This window comes from Halomonas alkalisoli (genome assembly GCF_021412585.1).
Lineage (GTDB): Bacteria > Pseudomonadota > Gammaproteobacteria > Pseudomonadales > Halomonadaceae > Halomonas > Halomonas alkalisoli.
In genome coordinates, this window is the sequence record NZ_JAKCMI010000023.1 from 339,215 (window position 1) to 365,048 (window position 25,834).

The window sequence follows — 25,834 nt, forward strand, 5'->3', positions numbered from 1 at the left end:
TGTTTTCGCCTAACCATTGCATAACGCTGCCCTTGCTTCTTCGCGACTCACTTCCTCGCCGGAGGGGAGGGGGCCTGCCGGATTGGCCAGCCAGGCGACGATATCCTGTTCGGTGCGAGCGCGTTGCGTATAGCGGGTCAGCATATGGTAGCCGTCCGGGTAGAGCGCCATGCGCCAGCCAGGTGTCTCGTTCGGACCTGGTTCAGGCAGGTTCTCCAGCAACGCGCAGAATGCCTCGGCCGGGATGACCTGGTCTTCGTCGCCATAGAGGATCAGTGTCGGCCCAGGCAGTTCGCTGGCGGCTTCCAGGGCCCTTCCCATTGCCTGGGTCAAGCCGGCCAGGGTGTCGACGCGGGCGCTGCGCAGGATCAGTGGGTCCTGGGCCAACTGACGCTTGATCGCTTCATCATCGGTGGGCTCGATTCCCATGCGCCGGGTGGTGCGTACCGAAAAGGACACCTGCGGTATCAGGCGAACGCCGAGCCACAGGCCCATCCGTTGATACCATGGCATCGCCTCTCGCCCCCACACGGCGGGGGCGATCAATACGCTGCCATCCACGGGGGGAGGGTCGTCATCGGTCATGGCGAGTATCACGATAGCCGCCCCCATGCTCTTGCCGATCAGGTAGAGCGGCGTGTGGGGGTGGCGTTCGCGCAGCAGGTCGGCGAGCAGCGCCACGTCATCGCTCAGTCGCTGATGCCCCGCCCACAGGCGGCGCTGTTCGGTGGTGCCGAAGCCACGCTGGTCATGGGCATAGACTTCCACGCCCTGGCGGGTCAGGGCGTCGGCAAGCACATCGAAGCTACCGGCATGGTCATTGAAGCCATGTACCGCCAGGACCACGCTGCCGGCTTCGTCCTGTGCGGGCCAATGGCGTAGCGGGAGCTGGTAGCCATCGTCGGCAACGACCTGGTGTGTCGTGAGCCTTGGCTCCTCGGCGCCCGGGCCGGGCGACTGCAGCGTTGCATTGCTGGCGCAGCCGCCCGCAGACAGCAGTGCGACCATCAGCAAGGCGGGCCTTAGCCCGGCGACCTTCAGCCAGACGCGCCTGCACGGGCGATGTTGCAGCGGTAGCGGCGGCATGGAACGCATACGGCTCATGGTATGGCAGGGTAGTCGAGTACCTGGCGAAGCCGGTCGGCATGGGCGGAGACCCATTCCGGGGAGATGGGGCCCCAGTCGCGTATCACATAGCGTCCGATATTGTGCCTTCCGCCGGTCTCGGGTTCGAACTCGCAGCGGATATCAAGTTCCTCCAGAGCCGTGATGGTGTCCTGGGCGGTGCGTCTCGGCATGCCGGTTGCCTCGATGATGGCCGGCACGCTGGCGATGCCGGTCCTGACCAGGTGGGCCACGTAGAGGCGACGATAGAAGCTGGATCGGGTCTTGCTGAGGGGCATGTGGGCTTCCTGGGAGTGTGCTGTGTCAATCAACTGTGCGCAGGGCCATGAGGAGCTGACGAGAGTCGGTCAAGGATAGCGTCAGCGCCGGTGGGTTAGCCACCGGTATCCAGGGTGGTTCGGTTCCGGGTGGAGGTCGGGAGAATTGCCTACAGTACTAGGAGTACTGTCGGACTTGACGCTGATCGACTAATCCAGATTTCTCGCGACGATCGGTCAAATCCGGCAGGTTCCTGGCAGCGGGGTGAATTCATGAGCTTTTCGCTTGTCATTGGATGTAGGCAAGCAATGAAGGGCAAACGAATCAGGGAGGAGAGACATGGCCGTCAATCGTGTGAGTGAAGCCGAGCTGTTGGTTCAGATAGGGCGCTGCGTGTTCGGTGAGCGAGTGGTGGTGGAGCGCGAGGGCAAGCGTTTCTCGGCGCGGGTTCAGCATGTCGGGGCAACGGGGGTGAAGGTCATTCCCGAGACGACGCTGACTGAGCACGACGGGGAGCCCGGCGATATCCAGGGCGTGATGGTCTCGTTTGCCGACATCAAGGAAGTCGAGGTCGAGGGTAATACCTATCGACTGGAATGAGCACTATCGATTGAACGCTATCGATTGAAATAGCCTGTCTGCCGACACTGGCCGGCTCCGGCAAGGCGGCCGGCAATCAAGCCCGTACTTGATGAAAAGGAAAGGGAGGCTTTTCGACAAGGGGGTCAGGACCGATGAGCTGGAATGTTTTCGTGGTCGGCTATGATGATCTGGGCAGGCATCTGTTGCCGATGCTCAACCATGCCAAGGATTACTCCTTTCATGGCCTGCTGTCCCTCGACGAGGTGGTTCATGCCGCTGAGTACCCCTTCGAGCGCCTGGTGACCGATGCGCTGGATGAGCTGGCGCGTTTCGACGGCTCCGTGGATGCCATCGTCGGGTACTGGGACTTTCCGACCAGTGCACTGGTACCGGTACTGAGGCAGCGACTGGGGCTCCCCGGGCCCTCCCTCGAAGCGGTGTTGAAGTGCGAGCACAAGTATTGGAGCCGAGTCGAACAAAAGCGTGTCATGCCCGAGTGCGTGCCGCCCTTTGAGGCCGTGGACCCCTTCGATGACGCTGCCGTCGAAAAGCTCGAGATCGACTACCCATTCTGGATCAAGCCGATCAAGGCCCACTCCTCCCAGTTGGGATTTTACATCGACACGCCGGAACAGTTGCGTGAGGTCCTGCCGCGCATTCGACAGGGAATCGGCCGCTTCGGCAAACCCTTCGATGAGGTTTGCTCCTACGCGACGTTGCCTGAGGATGTGGCCTGGGTGACCGGGCATCACTGCATCGCGGAGACCATCATTTCTGCGGGTAATCAGTGCACCCTCGAGGGTTACGTACAGGACGGAGAGGTGCATCTCACCGGGGTTGGAATAATCGACTCCGTCCGCGATGAAACCCATCGCTCGGTGCTGCTGCGCTATGAATATCCCTCTCGCCTGCCCGAGCCGGTGCAGAAGCGGATGATCGGCTATGCCCGTGCCGTCATCAAGCAGCTCGGTTTCGACAACGGCCCCTTCAATATCGAGTTCTATCACGAGGAGGAGAGCGACCGTATCTGGGTGCTGGAGATCAACTCTCGCCTATCGCGCTCCCACGCCGCCATCTATCAACTGGTGGATGGTTCGCCACATTTTCAGGTGATGGTCGACACGGCGCTTGGCATCAAGCCGCGGTTGCCCTACCGGCAAGGCCAGTATCCCGTCGCCGCCAAGCAGATGCTGCGCGTCTTCGAGGATGGCGTGGTTCGTCGAATGCCGACCGAGGAGGAGGTGCGGCGAGTCGAGGAGACGTTTCCCGGGGCGAAGGTCGAGCTCAATGTGAGCGAGGGCATGCGGCTGTCGACGCTGCTGCATCAGGACAGTTTCTCCTATGAGCTTGGCGTGCTCTTCATCGGTGGCGAGTCCCATGGCGACATGCTCTCCCGCATCGAGCAGTGCCGGGAGATGTTGCCGTTCGATATCGAGCCGATCGCCACGGATTGAATCGGTAACCGAGGGACCGCCATTTCACAGAGACGGGAGGGTCCGATGCGAGTCGTGAACGATTTCCCCCATTCGGTCGAGTGCCGGGATCCCGTCTGGATACCCATGGCCGATGGCATCCGGCTCAATGCGCGCCTCTGGCTGCCCAGGGGCGCGAACGACGACCCGGTGCCAGCCGTCCTCGAGTACATTCCCTACCGGCTGCGCGACGGCTCGGCGAAGCGCGATGCCATGCACCACCACTATTTTGCTGGGCATGGCTACGCCTCCTTGCGCGTCGACCTGCGCGGCAGCGGCGACTCCGGCGGCGTGCTCGAGGACGAATACCTGGAGCAGGAGCTGCGGGATGGCGAGGCGATACTGCGCTGGATTGCCGCCCAACCCTGGTGCGACGGTAACATCGGCATGATCGGCATCTCCTGGGGTGGCTTCAACGGGCTACAGCTCGCCGCCAGGCGGCCGGCCGCGCTCAAGGCAGTGGTCACCGTCTGCTCCACCGACGACCGCTATACCGACGACGTGCACTACATGGGCGGGTGCCTGCTGGGAGACAATCTCTCCTGGGCCTCCACCATGTTCGCCTACAACTCCCTACCCCCAGACCCGACCGTGGTGGGCGATGCCTGGCGCGACATGTGGCACGAGCGCCTCGAGGGGAGCGGCCTGTGGCTCGCGACCTGGCTCGAGCATCCCCATCGCGATGCCTACTGGCAGCATGGTTCCATCTGTGAGGACTTTTCCCGGGTGGAGGTGCCGGTGCTAGCCGCCAGTGGCTGGGCAGACGGCTATTCCAATGCGGTCAAGCGGCTGGTTGCCCACTTGCCCGAGCAGTGCAAGGGGCTGATCGGGCCCTGGAGCCATAAGTATCCCCATATCGGCGAGCCAGGACCCGCCATCGGCTTCCTGCAGGAGTGCCTGCGCTGGTGGGACCGCTGGCTCAAGGGGAAGGCCACCGGGGTGGAGGACGACCCGGCCATACGGGTCTGGATGCAGGACAGCGTGCCGCCGACGACCCGCTACGGGCATCGCCCGGGACGCTGGGTGGCGGAGCCGGCCTGGCCGTCCCCCAATATCGAGAGCTGGCGTCTGCCCCTGACTCCGGGGCGCCGCCTGGCGCTGGACGACGGGCGACCCGGAGAGGAAACGGCATTGACCGTGCAATCGCCGCTGACCTGCGGCCTCTTTGCCGGCAAGTGGTGTTCCTATGCCGCCGGTCCGGACCTGGCCCACGACCAGCGGGAAGAGGATGGCGGCGCCCTGACCTTCGACAGCCCACCACTCGAGGAGACGGTGGAGACGATGGGGGCTCCTGAGGTGGAGCTGGAGGTGGCGTCCGACCGACCCGTGGCCATGGTGGCGGTTCGCCTTTCGGATGTGGCTCCCGACGACAAGGCCACTCGCGTCACCTATGGCCTGCTGAACCTGACCCACCGTGATAGCCATGCCGACCCGCAGCCCCTGGAACCCGGCCGCCGATACCGGGTCAGGGTTCAGCTCAACGACGTGGCCCAGGTCTTTCCCCGTGGCCACCGGCTCCGGCTGTCGCTCTCCACCTCCTACTGGCCGCTGGCCTGGCCGCCCCCCGAACCTGTCCGGCTGACCGTCTTCGACAAGGGCAGCGCACTGTTGCTGCCCGTGCGTCGGCCGCGGGAGGAGGATGCGGAACTGGCACGCTTCGACGAAGCGGAGGCGGCTCCGACCCTTCCCTCTACGCAGCTTGAGCCGGAGCATCACAATTGGTACGTGCATCGCGACCTGGCCGAGGACGTGTCGACCCTGGAGGTGGTCAATGACAGTGGCACGGTGCGGCTCGAGGATAGCGGCCTGGAGGTCACTACCCGGGCCGTGGAGCGCTACCGTTCGCGGGGCGACGACTTCGACTCCGTGAGTGGCGAGAGCGTCTGGGAACGTTCGCTGAAGCGGGACGACTGGGAGGTCAGCACCGTGACGCGCACCGTGCAGACCTCCACGGCTTCCGAGTTTCTCCTGCATGCCACCCTGGATGCCTATGAAGGGGAGCGGCGGGTCTATTCGCGGACGTGGGACTACACCATCCCGCGCAGGCTGGTCTAGTCGCGGGGCTGGGCGTGGGAGGCGAGCCGTTCCAGGGCGCGCTTGAGGCGGGGGTTCTCGGTATCGGCGGCGCAGGCGGCGATCTCGTCGGCGGCGGGTGCCGGCAGCTGGCGCACCTGGCGTGCCGGCACCTTGAGCGGCCGCACCGGCCGCACCTTGAGCGTGAACCCCGTCACCGCGGCGAACTCCGGCAGCTGATGCAGCAGTGTGAGCAGGCGCTGCTGTTCGTAGCGAAGCCAGGTCAACCACACGGCACGGTCGGTGATGATCGTCAGCTTCCCTTCGCGAAATCCCCCGACGTGGACGTGCTCGCCCACCTCATCCGGCAGGTGGTCCCGCAGGTGCTGCTGGGCGCGCGCGATCAGCCTCGCGGTGCGCATCAGCGGCGCCAATTCGCCGCCGCCACCCAGCAGACGAGACATGGGCTGTGCGCGTGAACGCTTAACCTTTATACTCATGGGCTTATTCTCGGGGGCAGAGGCCTTCTCCAGGTTGCCGATTGCGACCTTGGCCGCTGTTCTGATGTCCAACGCCCGTGGTTACGGCAAAGCCTAGCACGCTCGGGAGATACGCTACAGCATGACCACCGACCAGCCACAAGGCCATTCCGTCGCCGCTACGAACGCGGGAGCGGCGGCGCGCCGCCGACAGCGCTCGCGCTGGTGGCTGGCCGGCCTGTTGGTGAGCTGCCTGCTGCCCGCCGGGCTGAGCCAGGCGGAGACCCTGCGGCTGGCGGAACGCGTGGTCCAGACCTGTATCCTGGCGCCAACGCTGATGCGCGCCCGCTGCCGTTACGTGGCACGCCGACGGGCGCTGCCCCACTGGCCGCGGCGCAAGCCAAGGGTCGTGGCGTGCCGTGTTCGACCTCCGCGGCGGATGCCACCCTGGCGGTGCTGGCCCGCCGCTCATGACGTCCTGACGCGCCGCGGTCCACCCGTCGCGCGACACCACCTCTGAAGCCATCGATTCCTGCCGGTGGGGGCTTGGCGACATGCCATGCCCGCTTTTACTACTGGCCGATTGTCATATGCCGATATTGGACGTTTCATGATCAACTCTCTTTTACGCAAGGTCGTCGGCTCCAAGAACGACCGTGAAGTCAAGCGAATGCACCGCCAGGCCTCCGAGGCGACCGCTCTCGAATCGCAGTTCGAGGCCCTCGACGATGCCGCACTCCAGGCGCGTACTGGTGAATTCCGCGAACGCCTGGCCGCCGGTGAGACCCTCGATTCGCTGATGCCCGAAGCCTTCGCCGCGGTACGCGAGGCGAGCAAGCGGGTGATGGGCATGCGTCATTTCGATGTCCAGCTGGTGGGCGGCCTGACCCTGCACCGCGGGCGCATCGCCGAGATGAAGACCGGCGAGGGCAAGACCCTGGTCGCGACCCTGGCGGTCTATCTCAATGCCTTGCCGGGCAAGGGCGTGCACGTGGTTACCGTGAACGACTACCTGGCACGCCGTGATGCGGAGTGGATGCGTCCGCTGTACGAGTTCCTGGGGCTGTCGGTGGGCACCATCTACGCCGGCCAGACCTCCCAGGAGAAGCGGGCGGCCTATGCCAGCGACATCACCTACGGCACCAACAACGAGTACGGCTTCGATTACCTGCGCGACAACATGGCCTTCTCGCTGGAGGACAAGGTACAGCGGGGTCTGCACTACGCCATCATCGATGAAGTGGACTCCATTCTGATCGACGAGGCGCGCACGCCGTTGATCATCTCCGGTGCGGTGGACGAGAACACCGAGCTCTATCAGGTGGTGGACCGGCTGGCGAAGCACCTGGTCAAGGGCGAGGTGTCGGAGGACCCGGACGTCCCGGTCAGCGGCGACTTCCTGATCGAGGAAAAGCAGAAGCAGGTGGAGATCACCGAGTCGGGCCACAACAAGGTCGAGGATTTGATGCGCGAGGAGGGGCTGCTGGGCGAGCATGACTCGCTCTATGCCGCCCAGAACCTCAACCTGCTGCAGCACATGCATTCGGCGCTGCGCGCTCGCCACCTCTACCAGCGTGACGTCGACTATATCGTCGCCGAGAACCAGGTGGTGATCGTCGACGAGCATACCGGCCGGACCATGCCGGGTCGCCGCTGGTCCGAGGGCCTGCACCAGGCGGTGGAGGCCAAGGAGGGGGTGCCCGTACAGCGCGAGAGCCAGACCCTGGCGTCGACCACCTTCCAGAACTACTTCCGCCTCTACGAGAAGCTGGCCGGCATGACCGGCACCGCCGATACCGAAGCCTTCGAATTCCGGCAGATATATGGGCTGGATGTGGTGGTGATCCCCACCAACCGGCCGCTGATCCGCAAGGACCTGAACGATCTGGTCTATCTCTCCGCCGAGGAGAAGTTCGAGGCGATCATCAAGGACGTCAAGGCCGAGACCGAGGCGGGGCGCCCCGTGCTGGTGGGCACGGCATCCATCGAGACCTCGGAGTACCTGGCCAGCCTGATGAAGGAGGAAGGTCTCGCCTTCAGCGTGCTCAACGCCAAGCAGCACCAGAGCGAAGCCGAGATCATCGCCCAGGCCGGCCGGCCCGGCGCCGTTACCATCGCCACCAATATGGCCGGTCGCGGTACCGATATCGTGCTGGGCGGCAACTGGGAGGCTGAGGCGGCCAAGGTCGAGAATCCCACTGAGGAGCAGATCGCGCAGCTCAAGGAGGAGTGGCGGGTCCGCCACGAGGCGGTGCTGGCCGCGGGTGGCCTGCATGTGATCGGCTCCGAGCGCCACGAATCACGGCGTATCGACAACCAGCTTCGTGGCCGCGCCGGCCGCCAGGGCGACCCGGGTTCGACCCGCTTCTTCCTCTCCATGGAAGACAGCCTGATGCGCCTGTTCGGCTCCGACCGGGTGCAGCGCATGATGAAGGCGCTGGGCCTCGAGCGTGGCGAAGCCATCGAACACAAGATGGTCTCCAATGCCGTGGAGCGGGCCCAGAAGAAGGTCGAAAGCCGTAACTTCGATATCCGCAAGCAGCTGCTCGAATACGATGACGTGGCCAACGACCAGCGGCGAGTGATCTACGAGCAGCGCAACGAGATCCTCTCCTCCGACGACGTCTCCCAGAACGTGCTGGGCATTCGCGACGAAGTCCTGGAGCAGACCATCAGCGACTTCGTGCCGCCCCAGAGCCTGCAGGAGCAGTGGGACCTGCCAGGGCTGCAGGAGCACTTGCGCAGTGAGTTCAACCTCGACGCGCCGGTGGTGGAGTGGGCCGAGCAGGATGACCGCTTCCATGAGGAGCAGCTGCGCGAACGCCTGCGGGAGATGCATCGCAAGGGGTACGAGGAGAAGGTCGAGGCGGCCGGGGCGGAATTGATCCGTCGCTTCGAGAAGCAGATCATGCTGCAGATACTCGACACTCGCTGGAAGGAGCATCTCCAGTCGATGGATCACCTGCGTCGTGGTATTCACCTGCGCGGCTATGCTCAGAAGAATCCCAAGCAGGAGTACAAGCGCGAGTCCTTCGAGCTGTTTCAGACGCTGTTGACCAATATCAAGGCGGACATCACCCGCGTTACCAGTCACGTACACGTGCGCAAGCCCGAGGAAGTCGACGAGCTGGAACGCCAGCGGCGTGAAGCGCTGGAGCGTGAGAAGGCCGCAGCCAACAGCCGGCATGACGCTCCGCCGGCTGAAGAGGGCGACGAGCGTGCGCCGGCGGCCATGGCGCCGGGTGCCGATGGCCGCCCGGTTCGTCGCGAAGGACCCAAGGTCGGTCGCAACGATCCCTGCCCGTGTGGTTCGGGGAAGAAGTATAAGCAGTGCTGCGGCCAGCTGAGCTGACCAAGACAGGAGACGACAGGATGGCTGTGGGTGAGACACGTTTTCCGGCGATGCCGGCTATAGACGGGCTGCGCCTGGGGTCCGCCATGGCGGGCATCAAGAAGCCTGGACGGCGGGATCTGGTGGTCATCGAGATTCCCGAGGGAGCCAGGGTGGCGGGGAGCTTCACCCGCAATGCCTTCTGTGCCGCCCCCGTTACCGTGGCCAAGGCAAATCTGGCCGCATGCCAGGCCCGCGGCGAAGGTGCCCGTTTGCTGGTGGTCAATACCGGCAACGCCAACGCCGGCACCGGCGAGGTGGGGCTGCGCGATGCCCAGGCCACCTGCGCCGAGCTGGCTCGGCTGGCCGGCGTGAGCGAGGATACCGTCCTGCCGTTCTCCACCGGGGTGATCGGCGAGCCGCTGCCCATGGATCGGCTGCTGGGCGGCCTGCCGGCGGCGCTGTCGTCCCTGGACGAGGGTGCCGAGGCGTGGCAGCAGGCCGGCGAGGGCATCCTCACCACCGATACCCGACCCAAGGGCGCCAGCGTGAGCCTGGAAATGGGCGAGCAGACGGTGGTCATCAACGGCATCAGCAAGGGGTCGGGCATGATCAAGCCCAATATGGCCACCATGCTGGCCTTCGTGGCGACCGATGCCGCCATTGCGCAGCCGCTGCTGGATGCACTGCTGCGTGAGACAGTGGACCGCTCCTTCAACTGCATCACCGTCGACGGGGATACCTCCACCAACGATGCCTGCATGTTGATTGCCACGGGGCGAGGCGCCGAAGTGGCCAGCGACGAGCAGATCGCCGTGTTCCGCAATGGTCTGCAGCGTGTGATGACCGAGCTGGCCCAGGCGATCATTCGCGACGGCGAGGGGGCGACCAAGTTCGTGACCCTTCAGGTCAACGAGGCGTCGAGCCGGGAGGAGGCGCTGGATGTCGCCTTCACCGTTGCCCATTCGCCCCTGGTCAAGACGGCGCTGTTCGCTTCCGATGCCAACTGGGGGCGCATCCTCGCCGCGGTGGGGCGGGCACCGGTGGAGGATTTCGACGTGACGCGAGTGACCATCGACCTGGGCGACATTCGCCTGGTCGAGTACGGTGGCCGGGCGGCAGGGTACACCGAGGAAGCCGGTAGTCGGGTGATGGGCGAGGAGGAGATCGTGATTCGTATCTCCCTGGGGCGTGGCGAGGAGAGCGCCACGGTCTGGACGTCCGACCTGTCCCACGACTATGTCAGCATTAACGCCGAGTACCGCAGCTGAGGGCGAGCTTGGCAGACGAACAACCCCGTGCCGGGTGGACGGCATGGGTCAAGCGGGTAAAGGGTTAATGAGCGTAATGGTGAAGAGAAGGGTGCATGTGGCGGCCGCCGCCATCATCAGCGGCGATGGCGACAAGGCGCTGATCGCCCGTCGTCCGTCCAATGTCGATCATGGTGGCCTGTGGGAGTTTCCCGGCGGCAAGCTGGCACCCTACGAGACGGGCCTGGAAGGGCTCAAGCGTGAGCTCCATGAGGAACTGGGTGTCGAGATCAAGCGTGCCCAGCCGCTGATCCGCATTCATCACGAATATCCCGACAAGCATATCTTGCTGGACGTCTGGCAGGTGCATGAGTTCAGCGGCGAGCCGTTTGGCCGTGAAGGCCAGGCGGTGCGTTGGGTGCCGTTGCAGGAACTGGTCAACTACCCGTTCCCGGCGGCCAACCTGCCGATTCTCCAGGCCGTGATGCTGCCCACCGAGTATTTCATCACGGCGGAGGAGCCGGACGATGAGGTATTCGAGGCTCGCCTGGCCCGGGCGCTGGTCGAGGACAGCGTGAGGCTGGTGCAGCTGCGCGCCAAGTCGCTGGACGAAACGGCCTACCTGGCCCGAGCCGAGCGTGCCCTGGCGCTGTGCCGTGAGCACGGTGCCAGGCTACTCCTCAACGCCGACCCCGCGCTACTGGAGAAAGTCGATGCCGATGGCATCCACCTCACCAGTGAGCGCTTGATGTCGCTGGAACGGCGTCCGATCTCGGAGGCCAAGTGGCTGGCAGCGTCGACCCATGACCAGAAGCAGCTGACCCAGGCCTCGCGCATCGGCTGCGACTTCGTGACCCTGTCGCCGCTGTGTACGACGCCGTCCCATCCGGAGGTGCCGCCCATGGGCTGGCACGATTTCCAGCAGCTGGTCGAGCGCGCCGCCATGCCGGTCTTTGCGCTGGGCGGCATGACCCGCTTCGACGCCAACCATGCGCGTGCGGTGGGCGCCCAGGGCATCGCCTCGATACGTGACTTCTGGAAGTGACAGACAGCTACCTTCAATTGAGGATAACGCTGTAGGAGGAATGCTCCGCATCACGACTGGCGCCGTCAGGCGCCCGGCGGAGCCCACAGGTGCTAACACATCGCCTCCTTGCCAGTACTCCTGCTCTCGCCGGATCAGCCGCAGTGCTTCACTCAGTCCCGATAGCGCCGCGTCAGGTCGCCATAGGCGTCGATACGGCGGTCGCGAAGGTAAGGCCAGATGCGCCGCACGTCTTCGCCGCGGCTCATGTCGAGCGTGATCAGCATGCGCTCGGCCTCGGTGCCGGCATGGGCCAGTAGCTCACCCTGGGGTCCGGCGACGAAGCTGCCGCCCCAGAAGTCGATGCCTTCACCAACCCCGGATTGGTCCGGCTCGTGGCCGACGCGGTTGGCCACGATCACGGGCAGGCCATTGGCCACCGCATGGCTGCGCTGGATCAGCGTCCAGGCCTCCTTCTGGCGCGCCTTCTCTGCTTCATCGTCGGGCGGACTCCAACCGATGGCGGTGGGATAGAGCAGCAGCTCCGCCCCGGCCAGTGCCATCAGCCTTGCCGCTTCCGGATACCACTGGTCCCAGCAGACCAGCAGGCCGAGCCGACCCACCGAGGTGTCGATGGGCTGGAAACCCTGCTTGCGGCTGTCGTCTTGATCCCCCGGGGCGAAGTAGAACTTCTCGTAGAAGCCGGGATCGTCGGGGATGTGCATCTTGCGATAGTGGCCGACCTGGCCGCGGCCGCGATCGTAGACCACGGCCGTATTGTGGTAGAGCCCGGGAGCGCGGCGCTCGAACAGCGAGCCCACCAGCACGATATCGAGCTCGGCGGCGAGTGCGGCCAGGCGAGTGCCGGTGGGGCCATCCAGCGGCTCGGCCAGGTCGAACAGCGCCGTATCTTCGTACTGGCAGAAGTAATGCGTGGCATGCAGCTCCTGGAGCATGACCAGCTCGGCGCCGGCCGCGGCCAGTTCACGCACGCCGGCTTCGCTCTCCGCCAGGCTTGCCGCCTTGTCTGGCCAGGCGGGCTGCTGGACCAGGCCGACCTTGAGTTGACGGGACATGATGATGCCTCCTTGGTGGTTCAGTATTCGAGACTGATCCGGCGACACTCCTTCGAGGGGGCGCTGAAAATACTTCCTTGTACGCTACCTACGCCATCCCTGGCGTAGGACCCCCTCTTCGGACTGTCCCCGGCGCCTCTTGACTCAGGTGAGTGTTGCCAGGCTGCCCCGGGGGAGCTGCATGGTCAGACAGTGCAGGCTGCCGTGCTGGCGGATCACGCTGAGGCAGTCGATCGGCACGATGTCATGGTCTGGAAAGGCCGTGGCAAGTGCCACCAGTGCCCGGCTGTCGGCGGCATCGCCGTAGGTGGGCACCAGCACCGCACCGTTGATGATAACGAAGTTGGCATAGGTGGCCGGCAGTCGATGGCCATCCACCGGGTCGAAGCAGGGTCGCGGCCATGGTAGCGGAATCAGCCGGTAGGGTCGGCCATCGGCACGACGGAAAGCGGCCAGTTCATTCTCCATGGCGGTGAGGGCGGCGTAGTGAGGGTCGGTCGGATCGTCGCACCTGACGTAGGCGATGGTCTCGCTGTCGCAGAAGCGCGCCAGGGTATCCACGTGGCTGTCGGTATCGTCTCCTTCCAGGTGGCCGCTGGCCAGCCACAGCACCCGTTCGACCCCGAACGTCTCCTGGAGCATGGCTTCCACCGCGTTGCGGTCGAGCTCCGGGTTGCGATTGGGGTTGAGCAGGCAGGCCTCGGTGGTCAAGAGAGTGCCTTCACCATCGCTCTCGATGGCGCCGCCTTCCAGCACCAGTTCGCGTGGTTCCACCGGGCAGGCGAAGAGGCCGGTCTCCGCCAGCCGCCGGGTCAGGGTGTTGTCCCGGGCCGCCTCGAACTTGCCGCCCCAGCCGGTAAAGACAAAGTCCAGCAAATGGAGTTCACCGTCGCGGAGGATGCCGATGGGGCCATGGTCCCGTGCCCAGGTGTCGTCGGCCTGGGCGACGACCAGGTGCAATCGCTCGGCGGGAACGCCGAGGTAGGTGAAGCGGCGCTGCAGATGGTGGCGCGTTGCGGTCGAGGGCACACTGATCACTACGGACTGGTAGCGCGCCACCGCCACCACGATGGTCTCCATGGTGGCCTCGATGCGCTCGAGCATCGGTGCCCAATCGCTGGTGGGGTTGGGCCAGGTGAGCTGGATGGCGTCCTGGGGGTGCCATTCGGGAAGCAGGCGGTTGGCCATGGTGGGAGCCTCTGGGTTGCGTCTCGTCGTTCGGCGTCCTATCGCCGAGTCGGCGAAATGTAGGCCCAGCCGGGTAATGTTGCAAGCATAGGGGAAACGCCATCCTACCCGGTGCAGTGGACGGCAAAAAACCGTACCATGACCCCCCGCTGACAAGGAACGCCAATCATGCTTGACCGCTTGCCACTGTTGATCGGGTTGCGCTATGTACGCGCCAAGCGCCGCAACCATTTCATCTCCTTCATATCGTTGACCTCCATGCTGGGCCTGATGCTCGGCGTGGCGGTGTTGATACTCGTGCTGTCGGTGATGAACGGCTTCGACCACGAGTTGCGCACCCGCATCCTGGGCATGGTGCCCCATGCCAAGATCGAGTCCCGCGCCGGCCTTGTCGAATGGGAGGCCCTGGCCGAAGAGCTGATGCAACGCGAGCGGGTGATCGGTGCGGCCCCCTTCGTGGAACAGCAGGGGATGTTCTCGTCGGCCGGTCGCAACGAGGGTGCCATGGTCAACGGCATCCATCCCGAATGGGAGGACCGCGTATCGATCATCGGCCGGCACATGCAGCAGGGCAGCCTCGATGACCTGGCGCCCGGTGAATGGAATGTGGTGCTTGGCTCCCTGCTGGCCCGGCATCTCGGTGTCGGCGTGGGCGATCGGGTCACGCTGCTGGTACCGGAGGCCTCGATCACCCCGGCGGGGGTCTTTCCACGCCTCAAGCGCTTCACGGTAAGCGGCATCTTCAGCGTCGGCGCCGACCTGGACGCCAACCTGGCCTATGCCAATATCGAGGACATGCAGACCCTTGCCCGCCTGGGCGATGCGGTAGGGGGGCTGCGGCTGGAGCTGGACGATCTCTTTGCCGCGGCCAGCGAGACCCGCGCCATCGTCAACCAGCTCGGCACGGGGTACCGCGGTACCGACTGGACCTTCTCCCACGGCAACCTGTTCCAGGCAATCCAGATGGAGAAGCGCATGATCGCGCTGCTGCTTACCGTGATCATCGCGGTGGCGGCCTTCAACATCGTCTCGACACTGGTGATGGTGGTCACCGACAAGCATGCCGACATCGCCATCCTGCGAACCATCGGCGCCACGCCCCGCTCGATCATGGGCATCTTCATGGTGCAGGGCATGGCGATCGGGGTCATCGGCATTGCCGTGGGCGTCGGGTTGGGCATACTGCTGGCGCTGACCATCTCGGACCTGATCGGCTGGGTCGAATCGGCCCTGGGCATTCAGTTCCTCGACGCCGGGGTCTACTTCATCAGCGACCTGCCGTCACGCCTGCACTGGTCCGACGTGCGCGACATCATCGCCGCCGCGTTCGGGCTGACGTTCCTGTCGACGATCTACCCGGCCTGGCGAGCGGCGCGGGTCCAGCCTGCCGAGGTGCTGCGCTATGAATGATTCGGCCACCGTGAAGGAGAGTGCCATGAGCCAGGCGGCGAACGCCCAGGGCAAGATAATGCTGGCATGCCATGACCTGACCCGCATCTATCGCGAAGGGCCCCAGGATGTCACCGTGCTGGATGGTCTCGCGCTGGAAGTGCGGGCGGGGGAGCGGGTCGCCATCGTGGGCAGCTCCGGCTCCGGCAAGACGACGCTGCTCAATTTGCTGGGCGGCCTGGATCGCCCGACCCGTGGAGAGGTGCGCATCGCCGGTGAATCACTGCTCGACCTGGGCGAGGCGGCCCTGGGCCGCTTCCGCAATCGGCATATCGGCTTCGTCTACCAGTTCCATCACCTCCTGGCAGAATTCACTGCCCTGGAGAATGCCGCGTTACCGTTGATCGTGCGTGGCCAGAGCAAGAAGGCGGCCGAGTCGCGGGCCCGGGAACTGCTGGTCAGGGTAGGCATCGCCGAGCGAGCCGACCACAAGCCGGGTGAACTCTCCGGCGGCGAGCGTCAGCGGGTCGCCATCGCCCGGGCGCTGGTTACCGATCCCAGCCTGGTGCTGATGGACGAGCCCACCGGCAACCTGGACCAGACCACGGCCGCCAGCATCCTGGCACTGATGGACGAGCTGGCCCGCACCACGGCCTGTGCCTTCGTCATCGTGACCCACGACCCTGCCATGGCCGCACATCAGGATCGCGTGCTCAAGCTCGATGGCGGACGGCTCGCGGAACAGCACGACCTCACCTGAGACAGACCCCAGCTCCGGCCAGAGGCCGGGGCTCACTCCTCCCTGCTCAGCCGCACTCGTCGGCGCCGTATGGCGCGCTGTTTCCAACTGCGTGAGACATGCCAGCGCCAGACCAGCCGAATGATCACATTGCCCACGATGGCGAAGGCGATAGCCGACACCACCGAGCCCAGCGCCAGGGCCGGCAGGATGTCGGCCATGCGGTCGGCGATCCAGCGTGTCGAAACGCGCGCCGGCGCCTCCCGGGCAGGGGTGTTCATCAGCCAGGCCCCCAGGCGATAGTTACCGTAGAAAATCAACGGCATGGTCAGGGGGTTGGTGATCCATACGAGTCCCACCGAGAGTGGCAGGTTGCAGCGCAACAGCCAGGCACCGAACGCCGCCACGATCATCTGGAAGGGGATCGGCAGCATGGCGCTGAAGAGCCCGACCGAGAAGGCATTGGCCACGGTGCGGCGTGACAGCGCCCAGAGGCCGGGGTCGCCGATGATATGGCTCACAAAACGCAGCGAGCGCTGACGTCTGAGCGTTTCGGGGTGAGGCATGTAGCGTTGCAGGAATCTGCGCGGCATGACGGATTGGCTCGCTGCTTCGGGACCCGGCTATTATCCATGGAAGGGTGCTGGCTCGCCATGCCGTATGTAGGTATGGGCAGTGGGCAGGCGTCGATGTGCCAGGGCCGGCCGCTATCATCCAGGGGGCTTGGTCAGGGGCATCCAGGGGGCTCGGTCGGGGGCAGCCAGGGGGCGGCGATAAGGGCAAGGGAATGCGAGTTGGCATGGCGTTACCGGCAGCTGTGGCTGCCATGGCGGGTGTCGGTCTGGGTTGGTGGGCGCCTCAGGGCCTGGTGGAGCTCTGGAGCCTGGCACTGTTGCTGTTGCTGGCCAGAGGCAACTGGCGAGGGGTGGGGCTGGTCCTGGTCATGGCGCTAACGGCGGGGCAGGTCTTGTTGGCCAAGGGGGCTGAGCTGCCACTGGGCCTGCTGCGTGTCGATCTGGTCGTGGAAGGGCGCCTCGAATCCGTCGAGGAAGAGGGCCAGTTGACGCGTCTGCTGTTGCGCGTTGACGACTGCCGGCCCCTGACGGACGAGAGCCTGCCCTGCGACCGGCTGCGCCGAGTGCGTCTCAGCCACTACCAGGCCCCCGAGATGTCACCGGGCGAGCGCTGGGCGCTGACCGTTCGACTGCGCCCGCCGGGCGGTTTCGCCAACCCCGGCACGTTCGACTATGGCGCCTGGCTGTGGCGCGAGGGGATTCAGGCCACCGGTTATGTCCGTAGCGAACCGCCGGGCGAACGCCTGTGGCCGAGGGACGTCTCCCCGCGGCGACTGGCGCTGGATCATCTCGAAGCACAACAGCTGCCACCCCTGACGGCGCGCTGGCTGGCTGCCCTGACGCTGGGTGCCGGCGAGCACCTGACCCGGGAAGAGTGGGACCTGCTCAATGCCACTGGTACCACGCACCTGATGGTGATTTCGGGGCTGCATGTGGGCCTGGTGGCTACCTTCACCCTGCTGATGGCGCGGGGACTCGCACGGCTGGTCGCTCCCCGACACTGGCGGCTGGCGGTCTGGCCCTGGTGGCTGGCCGGAGTGGTGGCCATCGGGTACGCCTGGCTGGCGGGGCTGCAGCCCCCGGCCATGCGAGCCATGATCATGACCCTGGTCGGGCTCTGGGTGGCCAGCGGCCGACATGCACCGGGGCCGTGGCAGGCCTGGTGGCTGGCCCTGGGGCTGATCGTGGTGCTGGATCCGCTATCGGTCTGGCGCCCCGGGTTATGGCTGTCGTTCGTCGCCGTGGCGCTGCTTATCCTGATCTGGCAGGGGCGGCCGCGGCCTGCAGGCGCCCGTGGCTGGGCCTGGGCGCTGCTGCGCACCCAGCTGTTGCTGGCGCCGCTGATGGCGGCAGCGGTGCTGCTCGCCTTCGCTCGGCTGGCCCCCGCCGCTCCGCTGGTCAACCTGGTGGCGGTGCCGGTCGTCAGTTCCCTGCTCGTCCCGCTGGGGCTGCTGGGCTGGCTGTTCACCCCGATGCCGGCGCTGTCCCAGCTCTGCTGGTGGCTCTTCGGGCGCATCGCCCTGGTCCTGATCGCCCTGCTCGAGCTCGCGGTGGCCTGGCTGCCGCTGTGGTGGCCGTCGCCGGAGATGACCGTTCCACTGGCGCTCATGCTGGGGCTGATCGCCCTGCTATGGGCACTCCCGGGGCTGGCGGCGACGCTGCGTGTCGGTGGCAGCCTGCTGCTGGTGCCGGCGATGCTGGGGCTCACGGAGCCGAGGCAGGAGCCCGGCACGCTGCGGGTCCGTGTGCAGGATGTAGGGCAAGGGCAACTGGTGGAGCTGCGCAGCGCCAACTACCGCATGCTGTATGACGCCGGGCCGCGCTTCGCGTCCGGCTTCGCCCCGTTGGCCGCGCTGTGGCCGCCGGGGCAACGCTTCGACCGCGTCATGGTCAGCCATGACGATATCGACCATGCCGGGGGGGTGTCACTGCTGGCGGAGGAGCACCATGTGGATGAGTTTCTCGCGCCGCCGGGGGAGGCGATCGGCGTTTCCTTCACGCCCTGTCTCATGGGGCAGCACTGGCAGCGCGACGGCGTGACCTACCGGGTGCTGTGGCCGCCCGAGGATACGGCGGCACTTTCCAGCAACGACCGCTCCTGCGTGCTGGAGGTGACGGTCGGTCGCCAGCGGCTGCTGTTCACCGGCGATGTCGGCCGCGAAGTGGAGCGTGCCTTCCTGCTCGACGTCGAGCGCCCGGTGACGGCGCTGCTGGCGGGTCATCATGGCAGCCGGACCAGTTCCGGGCCGCTGCTGGTCCAGAGCCTGGCGCCCCGGCACGTGATCTACAGCGCCGGCCGCCGTAACGCCTTCGGTCATCCTCACGATGAGGTGGTGCGGCGGTTTCGACGCGCAGGCAGCTGCCAGTGGAGTACCGCTCTCGATGGAGCCGTGACCCTGTGGCTCGGAAAGGCAGAGGATTCCAGCGTTCAGTCCGCCCGTGTCATACCCTGGCGCCGCAGCGGTGTCGAAGGTGGGTGCCATGCGGTAGAATCGCCCCACTGACCGCAGCCGTCGTGGTTGTGAAAGGAGGGGCTGGATGAACATGATGGATGCGCTCATCGCCGGGGGCTGGTTGATGATTCCGCTGCTGGGCTGTTCGCTGCTGGCGACGGTTATCATCATCGAGCGCCTGTGGACCCTGCGTGCCAAGCGCATTGCGCCCTATGGTCTGGGACAGGAGGTCTGCTCCCTGGTCGCCCGTGGCCAGGTCAATCTCTACTGGCTCGAGGGGCACTCGCCGCTGGGCGGGGTGCTGGCCGCCGGCTTGCGCAATGCCCGCCTGGGTCATGAGCAGGTGCGTGCCCGCCTGCAGGAGGCTGCTACCGCCGTGATCCATGACATGGAGCGCTTCCTGAGCCCGCTGGGGACCATTGCCGCCATCACGCCCCTGATCGGCCTGCTCGGTACCGTGGTAGGCATGATCGAGGTGTTTTCGGTCATCGTTGCCGGTGATGGGGCAAGTCGCACCGCCGACCTGGCCGGCGGTATCTCCCGCGCCCTGGTGACCACGGCGGCGGGCCTTACCGTGGCAATTCCCGCGCTGATGTTCCATCGCTACTTTCAGCGCCGGGTCGAGGATATTACGGTGCGCATGGAGGAGCAGGCCAGCCAGGTGGTCGAGTTCATCGCCCACTACCAGGGCAGCGTGAGCCTGTCCGATGGCGGCGAGGGTGAGCGTGTCGAGGCCGATGGCCGTCTCGCACCGGAGGTCAAGCGGTCGTGAGATTTGCGCGCCGTCGCCGCGACCCGGTGGAGGTCAACCTCACTCCGCTGATAGACGTCGTCTTTCTGCTGCTGATCTTCTTCATGGTGTCCACCACCTTCGAAACCCGGCAGGCACTGGAACTCGAACTGCCCGAGAGCGTGGCGGGCGTCGACCTGGAGCTGTCACCGGTGACCCTGGTCGTTACCGAGCAGGGGCGCTATCGGCTGGGCGAGCGAGAACTGAGCGCTGCCGAGCTGAGCGGCGCGCTTGGTGCCGAAGCGGAGCAGGCACGCATGCACGGCCTGGTGCTGGAGGCCGATGCGCGGGCCATGCACGCGGACGTGGTGCGGGCACTGGACCAGGCGGGCACGCTGGGCATCCGTCAGGTGCGAATCGCGACCCGTGAGCCCCAGGCTACATCTACCCAAGCGGAGACACCGTGACTCGACCCGGTATCCAACATTCGGGCTGGACGCTGTACAAGCGGCTGCTGAGCTATGTGAAACCCCACTGGGTTTCCTTTGCCCTGGCCATCGTCGGCTATGCCATCTATGCCGCCTCAAGTACCGCCCTGGCGGAAATGATGAAGCGCCTCATCGATGGCATCCAGAGCCCGGACGCCGCCTTTCGCCTTTTCCTGCCGCTGTTCGTGGTGGGCATGTTCGCCGCCCGGGGGGTGGGTACCTTCCTGGGCACCTACTTCATGAGCAACGTGGCACGCAACGTGGTGCACGCGCTGCGCTGCGATGTGTTCAACCACATGCTGCATCTGCCGGGCCGCTTCTTCGACTCCCATTCCAGCGGCCATCTCATCTCCCGGGTCACCTATCATGTCGAGCAGGTCACCGGTGCGGCGACCAAGGCGGTCACCATCGTGCTGCGCGAAGGCCTGTTCGTCATCGGCCTGCTGAGCTACCTGATGTGGACCAACTGGATGCTGACGCTGCTCTTCATGACCGTGACTCCCCTGATCGCGGGAGTGGTCAGCTATGCCAGCAAGCGCTTCCGGCGCATTTCACAGCGTATCCAGCACTCCATGGGCGACGTTACCCACGTGGCGTCGGAGGCCCTTTCCGGCTATCGCGTGGTGCGAACCCACGGGGCCGAGGAGTACGAGAAGGCCCGCTTCGCCGAGGCCAGCAACTACAATCGCCAGCAGAGCATGAAGGAGGCCTTGACCAAGGCCATCAGCACGCCCGTCATCCAACTGCTGGTGGCGCTGTCGCTGGCGGTGCTGGTCTGGCTGGCAATGTCGCCGGCGCTGCTCGACGACATGACCCCCGGAGAGTTTGTCGCCTTCATCACCGCCGCCTCGTTGATGGCCAAGCCGGTGCGTCAGCTCACCGAGGTCAACAGCGAGATCCAGAAGGGCATCGCCGCCGCGGCAGAGTTGTTCGGGCTGCTCGAAGTGCCCCCCGAGCGCGATGAAGGCACCCGTGAGCCGGGCCGGCTCGAGGGGCGGGTGGAGCTGCAGGACGTGCACTTCCGCTATGGCGACGACCAGCCCGAGGTGCTCAAGGGCATCGATGTGACGGTCAAGGCCGGTGAGATGATCGCCATCGTGGGGCGCTCGGGAAGTGGCAAGTCGACCCTGGTGGGGCTGCTGCCGCGCTTCTATCGTCCCACTGCGGGGCGCGTGCTGATCGATGGCGTGCCCATTGACGAGTTTCGTCTGGCGCCGCTGCGACGCCAGATCGGCCTGGTCTCTCAGCAGGTCACCCTGTTCAATGCCAGCATCGCCGACAATATCGCCTACGGCGTGCCGGATGCGGACCCGGCCGCCATCGAGGCCGCCGCTCGGGCGGCCCATGCCCACGAGTTCATCGAACCGCTGTCCCAGGGCTATGACACCGTGGTGGGCGACAACGGGGTCATGCTCTCCGGGGGCCAGCGTCAGCGACTGGCCATCGCCCGGGCGATCTTCAAGGATGCGCCGCTGCTGATCCTCGACGAGGCCACGTCGGCGCTGGACACCGAGTCGGAGCGCTATATCCAGCAGGCGCTGGAGACGGTGTGCCGGGGCCGGACCACCCTGGTCATCGCCCATCGGCTCTCCACCATCGAGCGGGCCGACCGCATCCTGGTCATGGAGCAGGGCCGCATCGTGGAACAGGGTTCCCACGATCAGTTGCTGGCCCGTGACGGTGCCTATGCCGCTCTTCATCGGCTGCAGTTCCAGGAGGCCCCGACGCCATGAAGGGGAGGGTGGCAGAGCGCTGGCTGGAAGCCGCCTATGGCGGCGCTGCCTGGCTCAGGCTGCTGCGCCCCCTGGAATCCCTCTACCGTCTCGCGGTGGCGCGCCGGGTCGCCGCCTACCGCAGCGGCAGGCGCAGGACATGGCGGGCCGGGGTGCCGGTGATCGTGGTCGGCAACCTGACCCTCGGGGGCACCGGCAAGTCGCCGATGGTGGCCTGGCTGGGGCGGCACCTGGCCGAGCGGGGCTGGCGCCCGGGTATCGTCTCGCGGGGCTATGGCGGCAGCGCCGCCGACTACCCGCTGCGGGTGACCGAGACGACGCCGGTCGATCGCTGTGGCGACGAACCGCGCATGCTGGCACGCCAGACCGGGCTGCCCGTGGTGGTGGACCCGGATCGTCCGCGTGGCGGCAAGGCGCTGGTCGAGGCGGGGTGCGATATCCTGATCAGTGACGATGGGCTGCAGCACCTGGCGCTGGGCCGTGATATGGAGCTGGTCATCGTCGATGGACGGCGTGGCTTCGGTAACGGACGCTGCCTCCCGGCAGGTCCGCTACGCGAGCCGCTGGGCCGACTGGAGGAGGTGGATGCGGTGCTGGTAAACGGCGCCCCATCCTTTGCCATGCCCGAACGGGGCTGGACCTTTCGGTTGGCGCCCATGCAGTGGCGCGCACTGCAGGACGATTCACGCTTTCCGCTCTTGCCGCTGCCTTTCTCGGGGCCGGTCCATGCGGTGGCGGGTATCGGCAACCCGGGCCGCTTCTTCGCCACTTTGGCAGAGATGGGAATAGAGGCCCGGCCTCATGCCATGGCCGACCATCACGCCTTCACCGCGCGGGATCTTGCCTTCGACGACGGTTTGCCGGTGGTGATGACGGCCAAGGATGCCGAGAAATGCCAGTTCCTTGCGCCGGCCGACAGCTGGGTGCTGGAGGTGGAAGCGCAGCCGGATGCCGGATTCGCGGCATGGCTGGATGCTCGGCTGGAAGCGCTACGATAACCTATACGATACCGTGGCCACTGTCTGGCGGCGGTCACCGTTCACCGCGGAGGTACAAGATGGACAAGGAACTGCTGGCGATGCTGGTCTGCCCGCTGTGCAAGGGCAAGCTCAAGTATGATCGTAAGGCCCAGGAGCTGCACTGCCTCTACGATGGCCTGGCCTATCCGATTCGCGATGGTATCCCCGTCATGCTGCCCGAAGAAGCCCGTCAGTTGGACGTCGATGAAAAGCTGCCGACGTCACCCGGACGCATGGGAGGCGCCTGATGGGGGACGCTGCCAATGCGTTCATTGCCGTGATCCCGGCTCGTTTCGGTGCGTCGCGACTGCCGGGCAAGCCGCTGCTCGACATCGCCGGCGAGCCCATGGTGGCGCACGTCTGGCGCCGCGCCTGCGAAAGCGCCGCCCAGCGGGTGATCGTGGCGACAGACGATGCACGTATCCGTGAAGCGCTGGCTCCCTTCGATGCCGAGGTCGTGATGACCCGGGCCGACCATCCGTCGGGTACCGATCGACTCGCCGAAGTGGCCGAACGGCTGGGTCTTGCGGACGAAGCGGTACTGGTCAACGTTCAGGGCGACGAGCCGCTGATCCCGCCGCAGTTGATCGACCAGGTGGCGGCTCGGCTTTTCGACGACCCCGAGGCCTCCATCGCGACCCTGGCCGAGCCGATCACCGACGTGGACACGCTGTTCAATCCCAATGTGGTCAAGGTGGTGCGGGCCCTCTCCGGGCGGGCCCTCTATTTCTCCCGTGCGCCCATCCCCTGGGATCGCCAGGCATTCGCGTCGCGCCCCGACTGGCTCGAGACCGATGGGTGGCTGCGTCACATCGGGCTGTACGCCTATCGCGCCGGCTTCCTGGCGCAATATGGCGACTGGACGCCGTCGCCCCTGGAGCAGCTCGAGCAGCTCGAGCAGTTGAGGGCGCTGCATCACGGCCATGCCATTCAGGTCGCCCTGGCAGCGTTGCCCAATCCTGCCGGCGTGGATACCGTCGAGGATCTTGAGCGGGTCAGGTCGCTGCTGGCCCGGAATCACTGAGGAGCTCGCCATGCGCGTACTGTTTGTCTGCCTTGGCAATATCTGCCGTTCCCCCACCGCCGAAGGCGTCTTTCGCCAGCAGTTGGAAGCCGCCGGCCTGTCCGAACGGGTCGAGGTCGACTCCTGCGGCATCGCTGCCTGGCACGTGGGCAAGGCGCCCGACCCTCGGACCCATGAAGCCGCTATGCAGCGGGGCGTCGACCTGGGAAGCCTGCGGGCTCGCCAGCTTGCGGCAGACGACTTCCTTCGCTTCGACTACCTGCTGGCCATGGATCGGGCCAACCTGGCGGCGCTGCATGAGCAGCGCCCCGCCGACTGCCGGGCCCATGTGGGGCTGTTTCTTGACTTCGCCGGCCATGCCGGGCGCGAGGTGCCCGATCCCTACTACGGGGGCGAGCAGGGCTTCGAGGTGGTGCTGGACCTGGTCGATGCGGCTTCCAGGGGGCTGATCGAGGAGATTCGCCAGCGACTCGAGGCGCAGCCGTCTTGAGCGGTGAGATCCTGACCGACCATGACCTGAGCCGCGCCAACACCCTGGGGCTGCCCTGTGTCGCCGAAGCCTTCGCGGCACCGCACTGCGTTCGTGCGCTGCAGGAGCTCCTGATGCAGGCCACGCAGCAGGGTTCGCCGGTGACGGTACTGGGCGGTGGCAGCAATCTGATCCTGCCGGAGCGGCTGCCGGGGCTGGTGTTGCAGCCGGCCCTGGATGACTGGTGGCTGGAGGAGACGCCGGACCAGGTGCTGGTGCACGCCGGGGCCGGGGTCAACTGGCATGCGCTGGTCATGGCCCTGGCCGCTGATGGGCTATGGGGCATCGAGAACCTGGCGCTGATCCCGGGGCACTGTGGCGCCGCACCGATCCAGAATATCGGCGCCTATGGCGTGGAGCTCTGCGATGTGCTGGAGGCCGTGCACCTGATCCACATGGACGACGCTCGTGAACAGGTGTTGACGCCAGGGGAGTGCGCCTTCGGATATCGCGACAGCATCTTCAAGCTTGAGCTCGCGGGCAGGGTGGTAATCACCCGCCTGGTGCTCCGCCTCTCCCGAACGCCGCGTCCGCGGCTCGAGTACGGCGACCTGGCCAGCCGGGTCGGCGACGCTCCGACGGCCCTGCAGGTGGCCGAGGCCGTCTGCCGGGTGCGCCGCGAAAAGCTGCCCGACCCGGCACTGCTCGGAAATGCAGGCAGCTTCTTCAAGAACCCCCTGGTGAGCCGGGAGGCAGCCGATCGACTGCTGACGGCCTATCCGGAATTGCCGCACTTCACCCAGCCGGATGGTCGTATCAAGCTGGCGGCTGGCTGGCTGATTGAACGCTGTGGCCTCAAGGGCTGGCGGCAAGGGCACTTCGGCGTACACGACCGCCAGGCCCTGGTGCTGGTTCACTTCGGTGGCGGCAGTGCCGCCGAGCTGCTGGACTTTGCCGCAGCGGTGGCCGGCCAGGTGGCCGAGCGTTTCGGTGTCGAACTCGAACGCGAGCCACGCCTGGCGGGCTGATTGCCACTGAGCCTCCATAGTCCGTGATGGACAGTCCGTCATAGACAGTCCGTCGTCGCTCGCCCGTCGTCGAAAGACAGCCACCGAAACGAAAACGCCCGCGCAAATGCGCGGGCGTTTTCTTTACGGCAGGCCGGGCGTCAGCCCTGCTTGCCATCCTGGGCCTTGGCTTCCTGCTCACGACGGCGGATCTCCCGCGGATCGTTGTGAGCGCGGCGGCGCCGACGGCGCTGTGCCGGCGTTTCGTCCTTGGGGGCGTCGGCATCCGCGTCTGCCTCACCGGGCTGCTCGGCCTTCGGCTGCTCGGGCTTGGCTTCCGCCTTGGGCGCGTCGGCGGGCTTCTCTGCCGGCTTGGGTGCCTCTGGCTTGGGCTGCTCGGCTTTCGGCTG

23 protein-coding genes and 1 pseudogene are annotated in these 25,834 nt (G+C 66.0%); 17 read left to right on the forward strand and 7 right to left on the reverse strand.

What is annotated here, in order from left to right:
* Positions 1-9: 9 nt before the first annotated feature.
* A complete protein-coding gene (locus LY622_RS10090; RefSeq protein WP_234290765.1) occupies positions 10-1,086 on the reverse strand; it encodes an alpha/beta hydrolase in 1,077 nt (358 codons plus the stop codon).
* A gap of 14 nt (positions 1,087-1,100) precedes the next feature.
* A complete protein-coding gene (locus tag LY622_RS10095; RefSeq protein WP_234281544.1) occupies positions 1,101-1,403 on the reverse strand; it encodes a winged helix-turn-helix domain-containing protein in 303 nt (100 codons plus the stop codon).
* 319 nt (positions 1,404-1,722) lie between these two features.
* Here LY622_RS10095 and LY622_RS10100 point away from each other — a divergent pair, with 319 nt between their 5' ends.
* The 3 genes from LY622_RS10100 to LY622_RS10110 all read left to right on the forward strand — a co-directional run bounded on the left by LY622_RS10100 (position 1,723) and on the right by LY622_RS10110 (position 5,492).
* Positions 1,723-1,983 carry a hypothetical protein gene (locus LY622_RS10100; RefSeq protein WP_234290766.1) on the forward strand — a complete coding sequence of 87 codons (261 nt, stop codon included), beginning with the start codon at positions 1,723-1,725 and terminating at the stop codon, positions 1,981-1,983.
* Between the two features lie 134 nt (positions 1,984-2,117).
* A complete protein-coding gene (locus LY622_RS10105) occupies positions 2,118-3,419 on the forward strand; it encodes an ATP-grasp domain-containing protein (RefSeq protein ID WP_234290767.1) in 1,302 nt (433 codons plus the stop codon).
* 45 nt (positions 3,420-3,464) lie between these two features.
* On the forward strand, positions 3,465-5,492 hold the full coding sequence (locus tag LY622_RS10110; RefSeq protein ID WP_234290768.1) for a CocE/NonD family hydrolase: 2,028 nt from the start codon (positions 3,465-3,467) through the stop codon (positions 5,490-5,492).
* On the opposite strand, the gene LY622_RS10115 is transcribed toward LY622_RS10110, so the two are convergent.
* Complete coding sequence (locus LY622_RS10115) at positions 5,489-5,914, reverse strand: DUF721 domain-containing protein (protein ID WP_234290769.1); 426 nt, start codon at positions 5,912-5,914, stop codon at positions 5,489-5,491. The two genes, LY622_RS10110 and LY622_RS10115, sit on opposite strands and share 4 nt — an antisense overlap.
* 625 nt (positions 5,915-6,539) lie before the next feature.
* Here LY622_RS10115 and secA point away from each other — a divergent pair.
* From secA to LY622_RS10130, 3 genes are all read left to right on the forward strand, one after another.
* On the forward strand, positions 6,540-9,281 hold the full coding sequence (gene secA, locus LY622_RS10120) for a preprotein translocase subunit SecA (protein WP_234290770.1): 2,742 nt from the start codon (positions 6,540-6,542) through the stop codon (positions 9,279-9,281).
* A 20-nt stretch (positions 9,282-9,301) separates the two neighbouring features.
* Positions 9,302-10,531 (forward strand): bifunctional glutamate N-acetyltransferase/amino-acid acetyltransferase ArgJ, encoded by a 1,230-nt coding sequence (gene argJ, locus LY622_RS10125; RefSeq protein WP_234290771.1) that lies wholly within the window; start codon positions 9,302-9,304, stop codon positions 10,529-10,531.
* Positions 10,532-10,607: 76 nt separating this feature from the next.
* A complete protein-coding gene (locus LY622_RS10130; protein WP_234290772.1) occupies positions 10,608-11,555 on the forward strand; it encodes a Nudix family hydrolase in 948 nt (315 codons plus the stop codon).
* A 152-nt stretch (positions 11,556-11,707) separates the two neighbouring features.
* On the opposite strand, the gene LY622_RS10135 is transcribed toward LY622_RS10130, so the two are convergent.
* Both LY622_RS10135 and LY622_RS10140 read right to left on the reverse strand, forming a co-directional pair.
* Entirely contained in the window at positions 11,708-12,610 is a 903-nt protein-coding gene (locus tag LY622_RS10135; RefSeq protein ID WP_234290773.1) for a carbon-nitrogen hydrolase, read from the reverse strand.
* A gap of 144 nt (positions 12,611-12,754) precedes the next feature.
* Positions 12,755-13,798, reverse strand: coding sequence for an agmatine deiminase family protein (locus LY622_RS10140; RefSeq protein ID WP_234290774.1), 1,044 nt, complete (start codon positions 13,796-13,798; stop codon positions 12,755-12,757).
* 168 nt (positions 13,799-13,966) lie between these two features.
* On the opposite strand from LY622_RS10140, the gene LY622_RS10145 reads away from it, so the two are divergent.
* Together LY622_RS10145 and LY622_RS10150 are read left to right on the forward strand one after the other, a co-directional pair.
* Positions 13,967-15,208 carry a lipoprotein-releasing ABC transporter permease subunit gene (locus LY622_RS10145; protein WP_234290775.1) on the forward strand — a complete coding sequence of 414 codons (1,242 nt, stop codon included), beginning with the start codon at positions 13,967-13,969 and terminating at the stop codon, positions 15,206-15,208.
* A 25-nt stretch (positions 15,209-15,233) separates the two neighbouring features.
* Positions 15,234-15,947, forward strand: a complete 714-nt coding sequence (locus LY622_RS10150) for an ABC transporter ATP-binding protein (RefSeq protein ID WP_234290776.1) — start codon at positions 15,234-15,236, stop codon at positions 15,945-15,947.
* Positions 15,948-15,979: 32 nt separating this feature from the next.
* On the opposite strand, the gene LY622_RS10155 is transcribed toward LY622_RS10150, so the two are convergent.
* Positions 15,980-16,519, reverse strand: a complete 540-nt coding sequence (locus LY622_RS10155) for a DUF2062 domain-containing protein (RefSeq protein ID WP_234290777.1) — start codon at positions 16,517-16,519, stop codon at positions 15,980-15,982.
* A 206-nt stretch (positions 16,520-16,725) separates the two neighbouring features.
* Here LY622_RS10155 and LY622_RS10160 point away from each other — a divergent pair, with 206 nt between their 5' ends.
* The 9 genes from LY622_RS10160 to murB are packed head-to-tail and all read left to right on the forward strand — an operon-like array spanning position 16,726 to position 25,445.
* Positions 16,726-19,005, forward strand: a complete 2,280-nt coding sequence (locus LY622_RS10160) for a DNA internalization-related competence protein ComEC/Rec2 (protein WP_234290778.1) — start codon at positions 16,726-16,728, stop codon at positions 19,003-19,005.
* Between the two features lie 34 nt (positions 19,006-19,039).
* Positions 19,040-19,726 carry a MotA/TolQ/ExbB proton channel family protein gene (locus tag LY622_RS10165; RefSeq protein WP_234290779.1) on the forward strand — a complete coding sequence of 229 codons (687 nt, stop codon included), beginning with the start codon at positions 19,040-19,042 and terminating at the stop codon, positions 19,724-19,726.
* Positions 19,723-20,151, forward strand: coding sequence for an ExbD/TolR family protein (locus LY622_RS10170; protein WP_234290780.1), 429 nt, complete (start codon positions 19,723-19,725; stop codon positions 20,149-20,151). Before LY622_RS10165 ends, LY622_RS10170 begins: the two co-directional genes overlap by 4 nt.
* 11 nt (positions 20,152-20,162) lie before the next feature.
* Positions 20,163-21,905, forward strand: coding sequence for a lipid A export permease/ATP-binding protein MsbA (gene msbA, locus LY622_RS10175; protein ID WP_234290802.1), 1,743 nt, complete (start codon positions 20,163-20,165; stop codon positions 21,903-21,905).
* The gene (lpxK, locus tag LY622_RS10180) at positions 21,902-22,903 is read left to right on the forward strand and encodes a tetraacyldisaccharide 4'-kinase (RefSeq protein WP_234290781.1); all 1,002 of its coding nucleotides are present in this window, start codon (positions 21,902-21,904) and stop codon (positions 22,901-22,903) included. Before msbA ends, lpxK begins: the two co-directional genes overlap by 4 nt.
* A gap of 59 nt (positions 22,904-22,962) precedes the next feature.
* Positions 22,963-23,172 carry a Trm112 family protein gene (locus LY622_RS10185; protein WP_234290782.1) on the forward strand — a complete coding sequence of 70 codons (210 nt, stop codon included), beginning with the start codon at positions 22,963-22,965 and terminating at the stop codon, positions 23,170-23,172.
* Entirely contained in the window at positions 23,172-23,948 is a 777-nt protein-coding gene (gene kdsB, locus LY622_RS10190; protein ID WP_234290783.1) for a 3-deoxy-manno-octulosonate cytidylyltransferase, read from the forward strand. Before LY622_RS10185 ends, kdsB begins: the two co-directional genes overlap by 1 nt.
* A gap of 10 nt (positions 23,949-23,958) precedes the next feature.
* Positions 23,959-24,438 (forward strand): low molecular weight protein-tyrosine-phosphatase, encoded by a 480-nt coding sequence (locus tag LY622_RS10195; protein WP_234290784.1) that lies wholly within the window; start codon positions 23,959-23,961, stop codon positions 24,436-24,438.
* Positions 24,435-25,445 (forward strand): UDP-N-acetylmuramate dehydrogenase, encoded by a 1,011-nt coding sequence (gene murB, locus LY622_RS10200; RefSeq protein ID WP_234290785.1) that lies wholly within the window; start codon positions 24,435-24,437, stop codon positions 25,443-25,445. The genes LY622_RS10195 and murB overlap by 4 nt, the downstream gene beginning before the upstream one ends.
* 140 nt (positions 25,446-25,585) lie before the next feature.
* On the opposite strand, the pseudogene LY622_RS10205 reads toward murB, so the two are convergent.
* Positions 25,586-25,834 (reverse strand): annotated as a pseudogene (locus LY622_RS10205) (hypothetical protein); the annotation flags it as partial.

Coding starts and splice junctions, on each gene's coding strand:
- LY622_RS10090 (WP_234290765.1), bottom strand. CDS start 1,086: ATGCCGCCGCTACCGCTGCAACATCGCCCGTGCAGGCGCGTCTGGCTG.
- LY622_RS10095 (WP_234281544.1), bottom strand. CDS start 1,403: ATGCCCCTCAGCAAGACCCGATCCAGCTTCTATCGTCGCCTCTACGTG.
- LY622_RS10100 (WP_234290766.1), top strand. CDS start 1,723: ATGGCCGTCAATCGTGTGAGTGAAGCCGAGCTGTTGGTTCAGATAGGG.
- LY622_RS10105 (WP_234290767.1), top strand. CDS start 2,118: ATGAGCTGGAATGTTTTCGTGGTCGGCTATGATGATCTGGGCAGGCAT.
- LY622_RS10110 (WP_234290768.1), top strand. CDS start 3,465: ATGCGAGTCGTGAACGATTTCCCCCATTCGGTCGAGTGCCGGGATCCC.
- LY622_RS10115 (WP_234290769.1), bottom strand. CDS start 5,914: ATGTCTCGTCTGCTGGGTGGCGGCGGCGAATTGGCGCCGCTGATGCGC.
- secA (WP_234290770.1), top strand. CDS start 6,540: ATGATCAACTCTCTTTTACGCAAGGTCGTCGGCTCCAAGAACGACCGT.
- argJ (WP_234290771.1), top strand. CDS start 9,302: ATGGCTGTGGGTGAGACACGTTTTCCGGCGATGCCGGCTATAGACGGG.
- LY622_RS10130 (WP_234290772.1), top strand. CDS start 10,608: ATGGTGAAGAGAAGGGTGCATGTGGCGGCCGCCGCCATCATCAGCGGC.
- LY622_RS10135 (WP_234290773.1), bottom strand. CDS start 12,610: ATGTCCCGTCAACTCAAGGTCGGCCTGGTCCAGCAGCCCGCCTGGCCA.
- LY622_RS10140 (WP_234290774.1), bottom strand. CDS start 13,798: ATGGCCAACCGCCTGCTTCCCGAATGGCACCCCCAGGACGCCATCCAG.
- LY622_RS10145 (WP_234290775.1), top strand. CDS start 13,967: ATGCTTGACCGCTTGCCACTGTTGATCGGGTTGCGCTATGTACGCGCC.
- LY622_RS10150 (WP_234290776.1), top strand. CDS start 15,234: ATGAGCCAGGCGGCGAACGCCCAGGGCAAGATAATGCTGGCATGCCAT.
- LY622_RS10155 (WP_234290777.1), bottom strand. CDS start 16,519: ATGCCGCGCAGATTCCTGCAACGCTACATGCCTCACCCCGAAACGCTC.
- LY622_RS10160 (WP_234290778.1), top strand. CDS start 16,726: ATGGCGTTACCGGCAGCTGTGGCTGCCATGGCGGGTGTCGGTCTGGGT.
- LY622_RS10165 (WP_234290779.1), top strand. CDS start 19,040: ATGAACATGATGGATGCGCTCATCGCCGGGGGCTGGTTGATGATTCCG.
- lpxK (WP_234290781.1), top strand. CDS start 21,902: ATGAAGGGGAGGGTGGCAGAGCGCTGGCTGGAAGCCGCCTATGGCGGC.
- LY622_RS10185 (WP_234290782.1), top strand. CDS start 22,963: ATGGACAAGGAACTGCTGGCGATGCTGGTCTGCCCGCTGTGCAAGGGC.
- kdsB (WP_234290783.1), top strand. CDS start 23,172: ATGGGGGACGCTGCCAATGCGTTCATTGCCGTGATCCCGGCTCGTTTC.
- LY622_RS10195 (WP_234290784.1), top strand. CDS start 23,959: ATGCGCGTACTGTTTGTCTGCCTTGGCAATATCTGCCGTTCCCCCACC.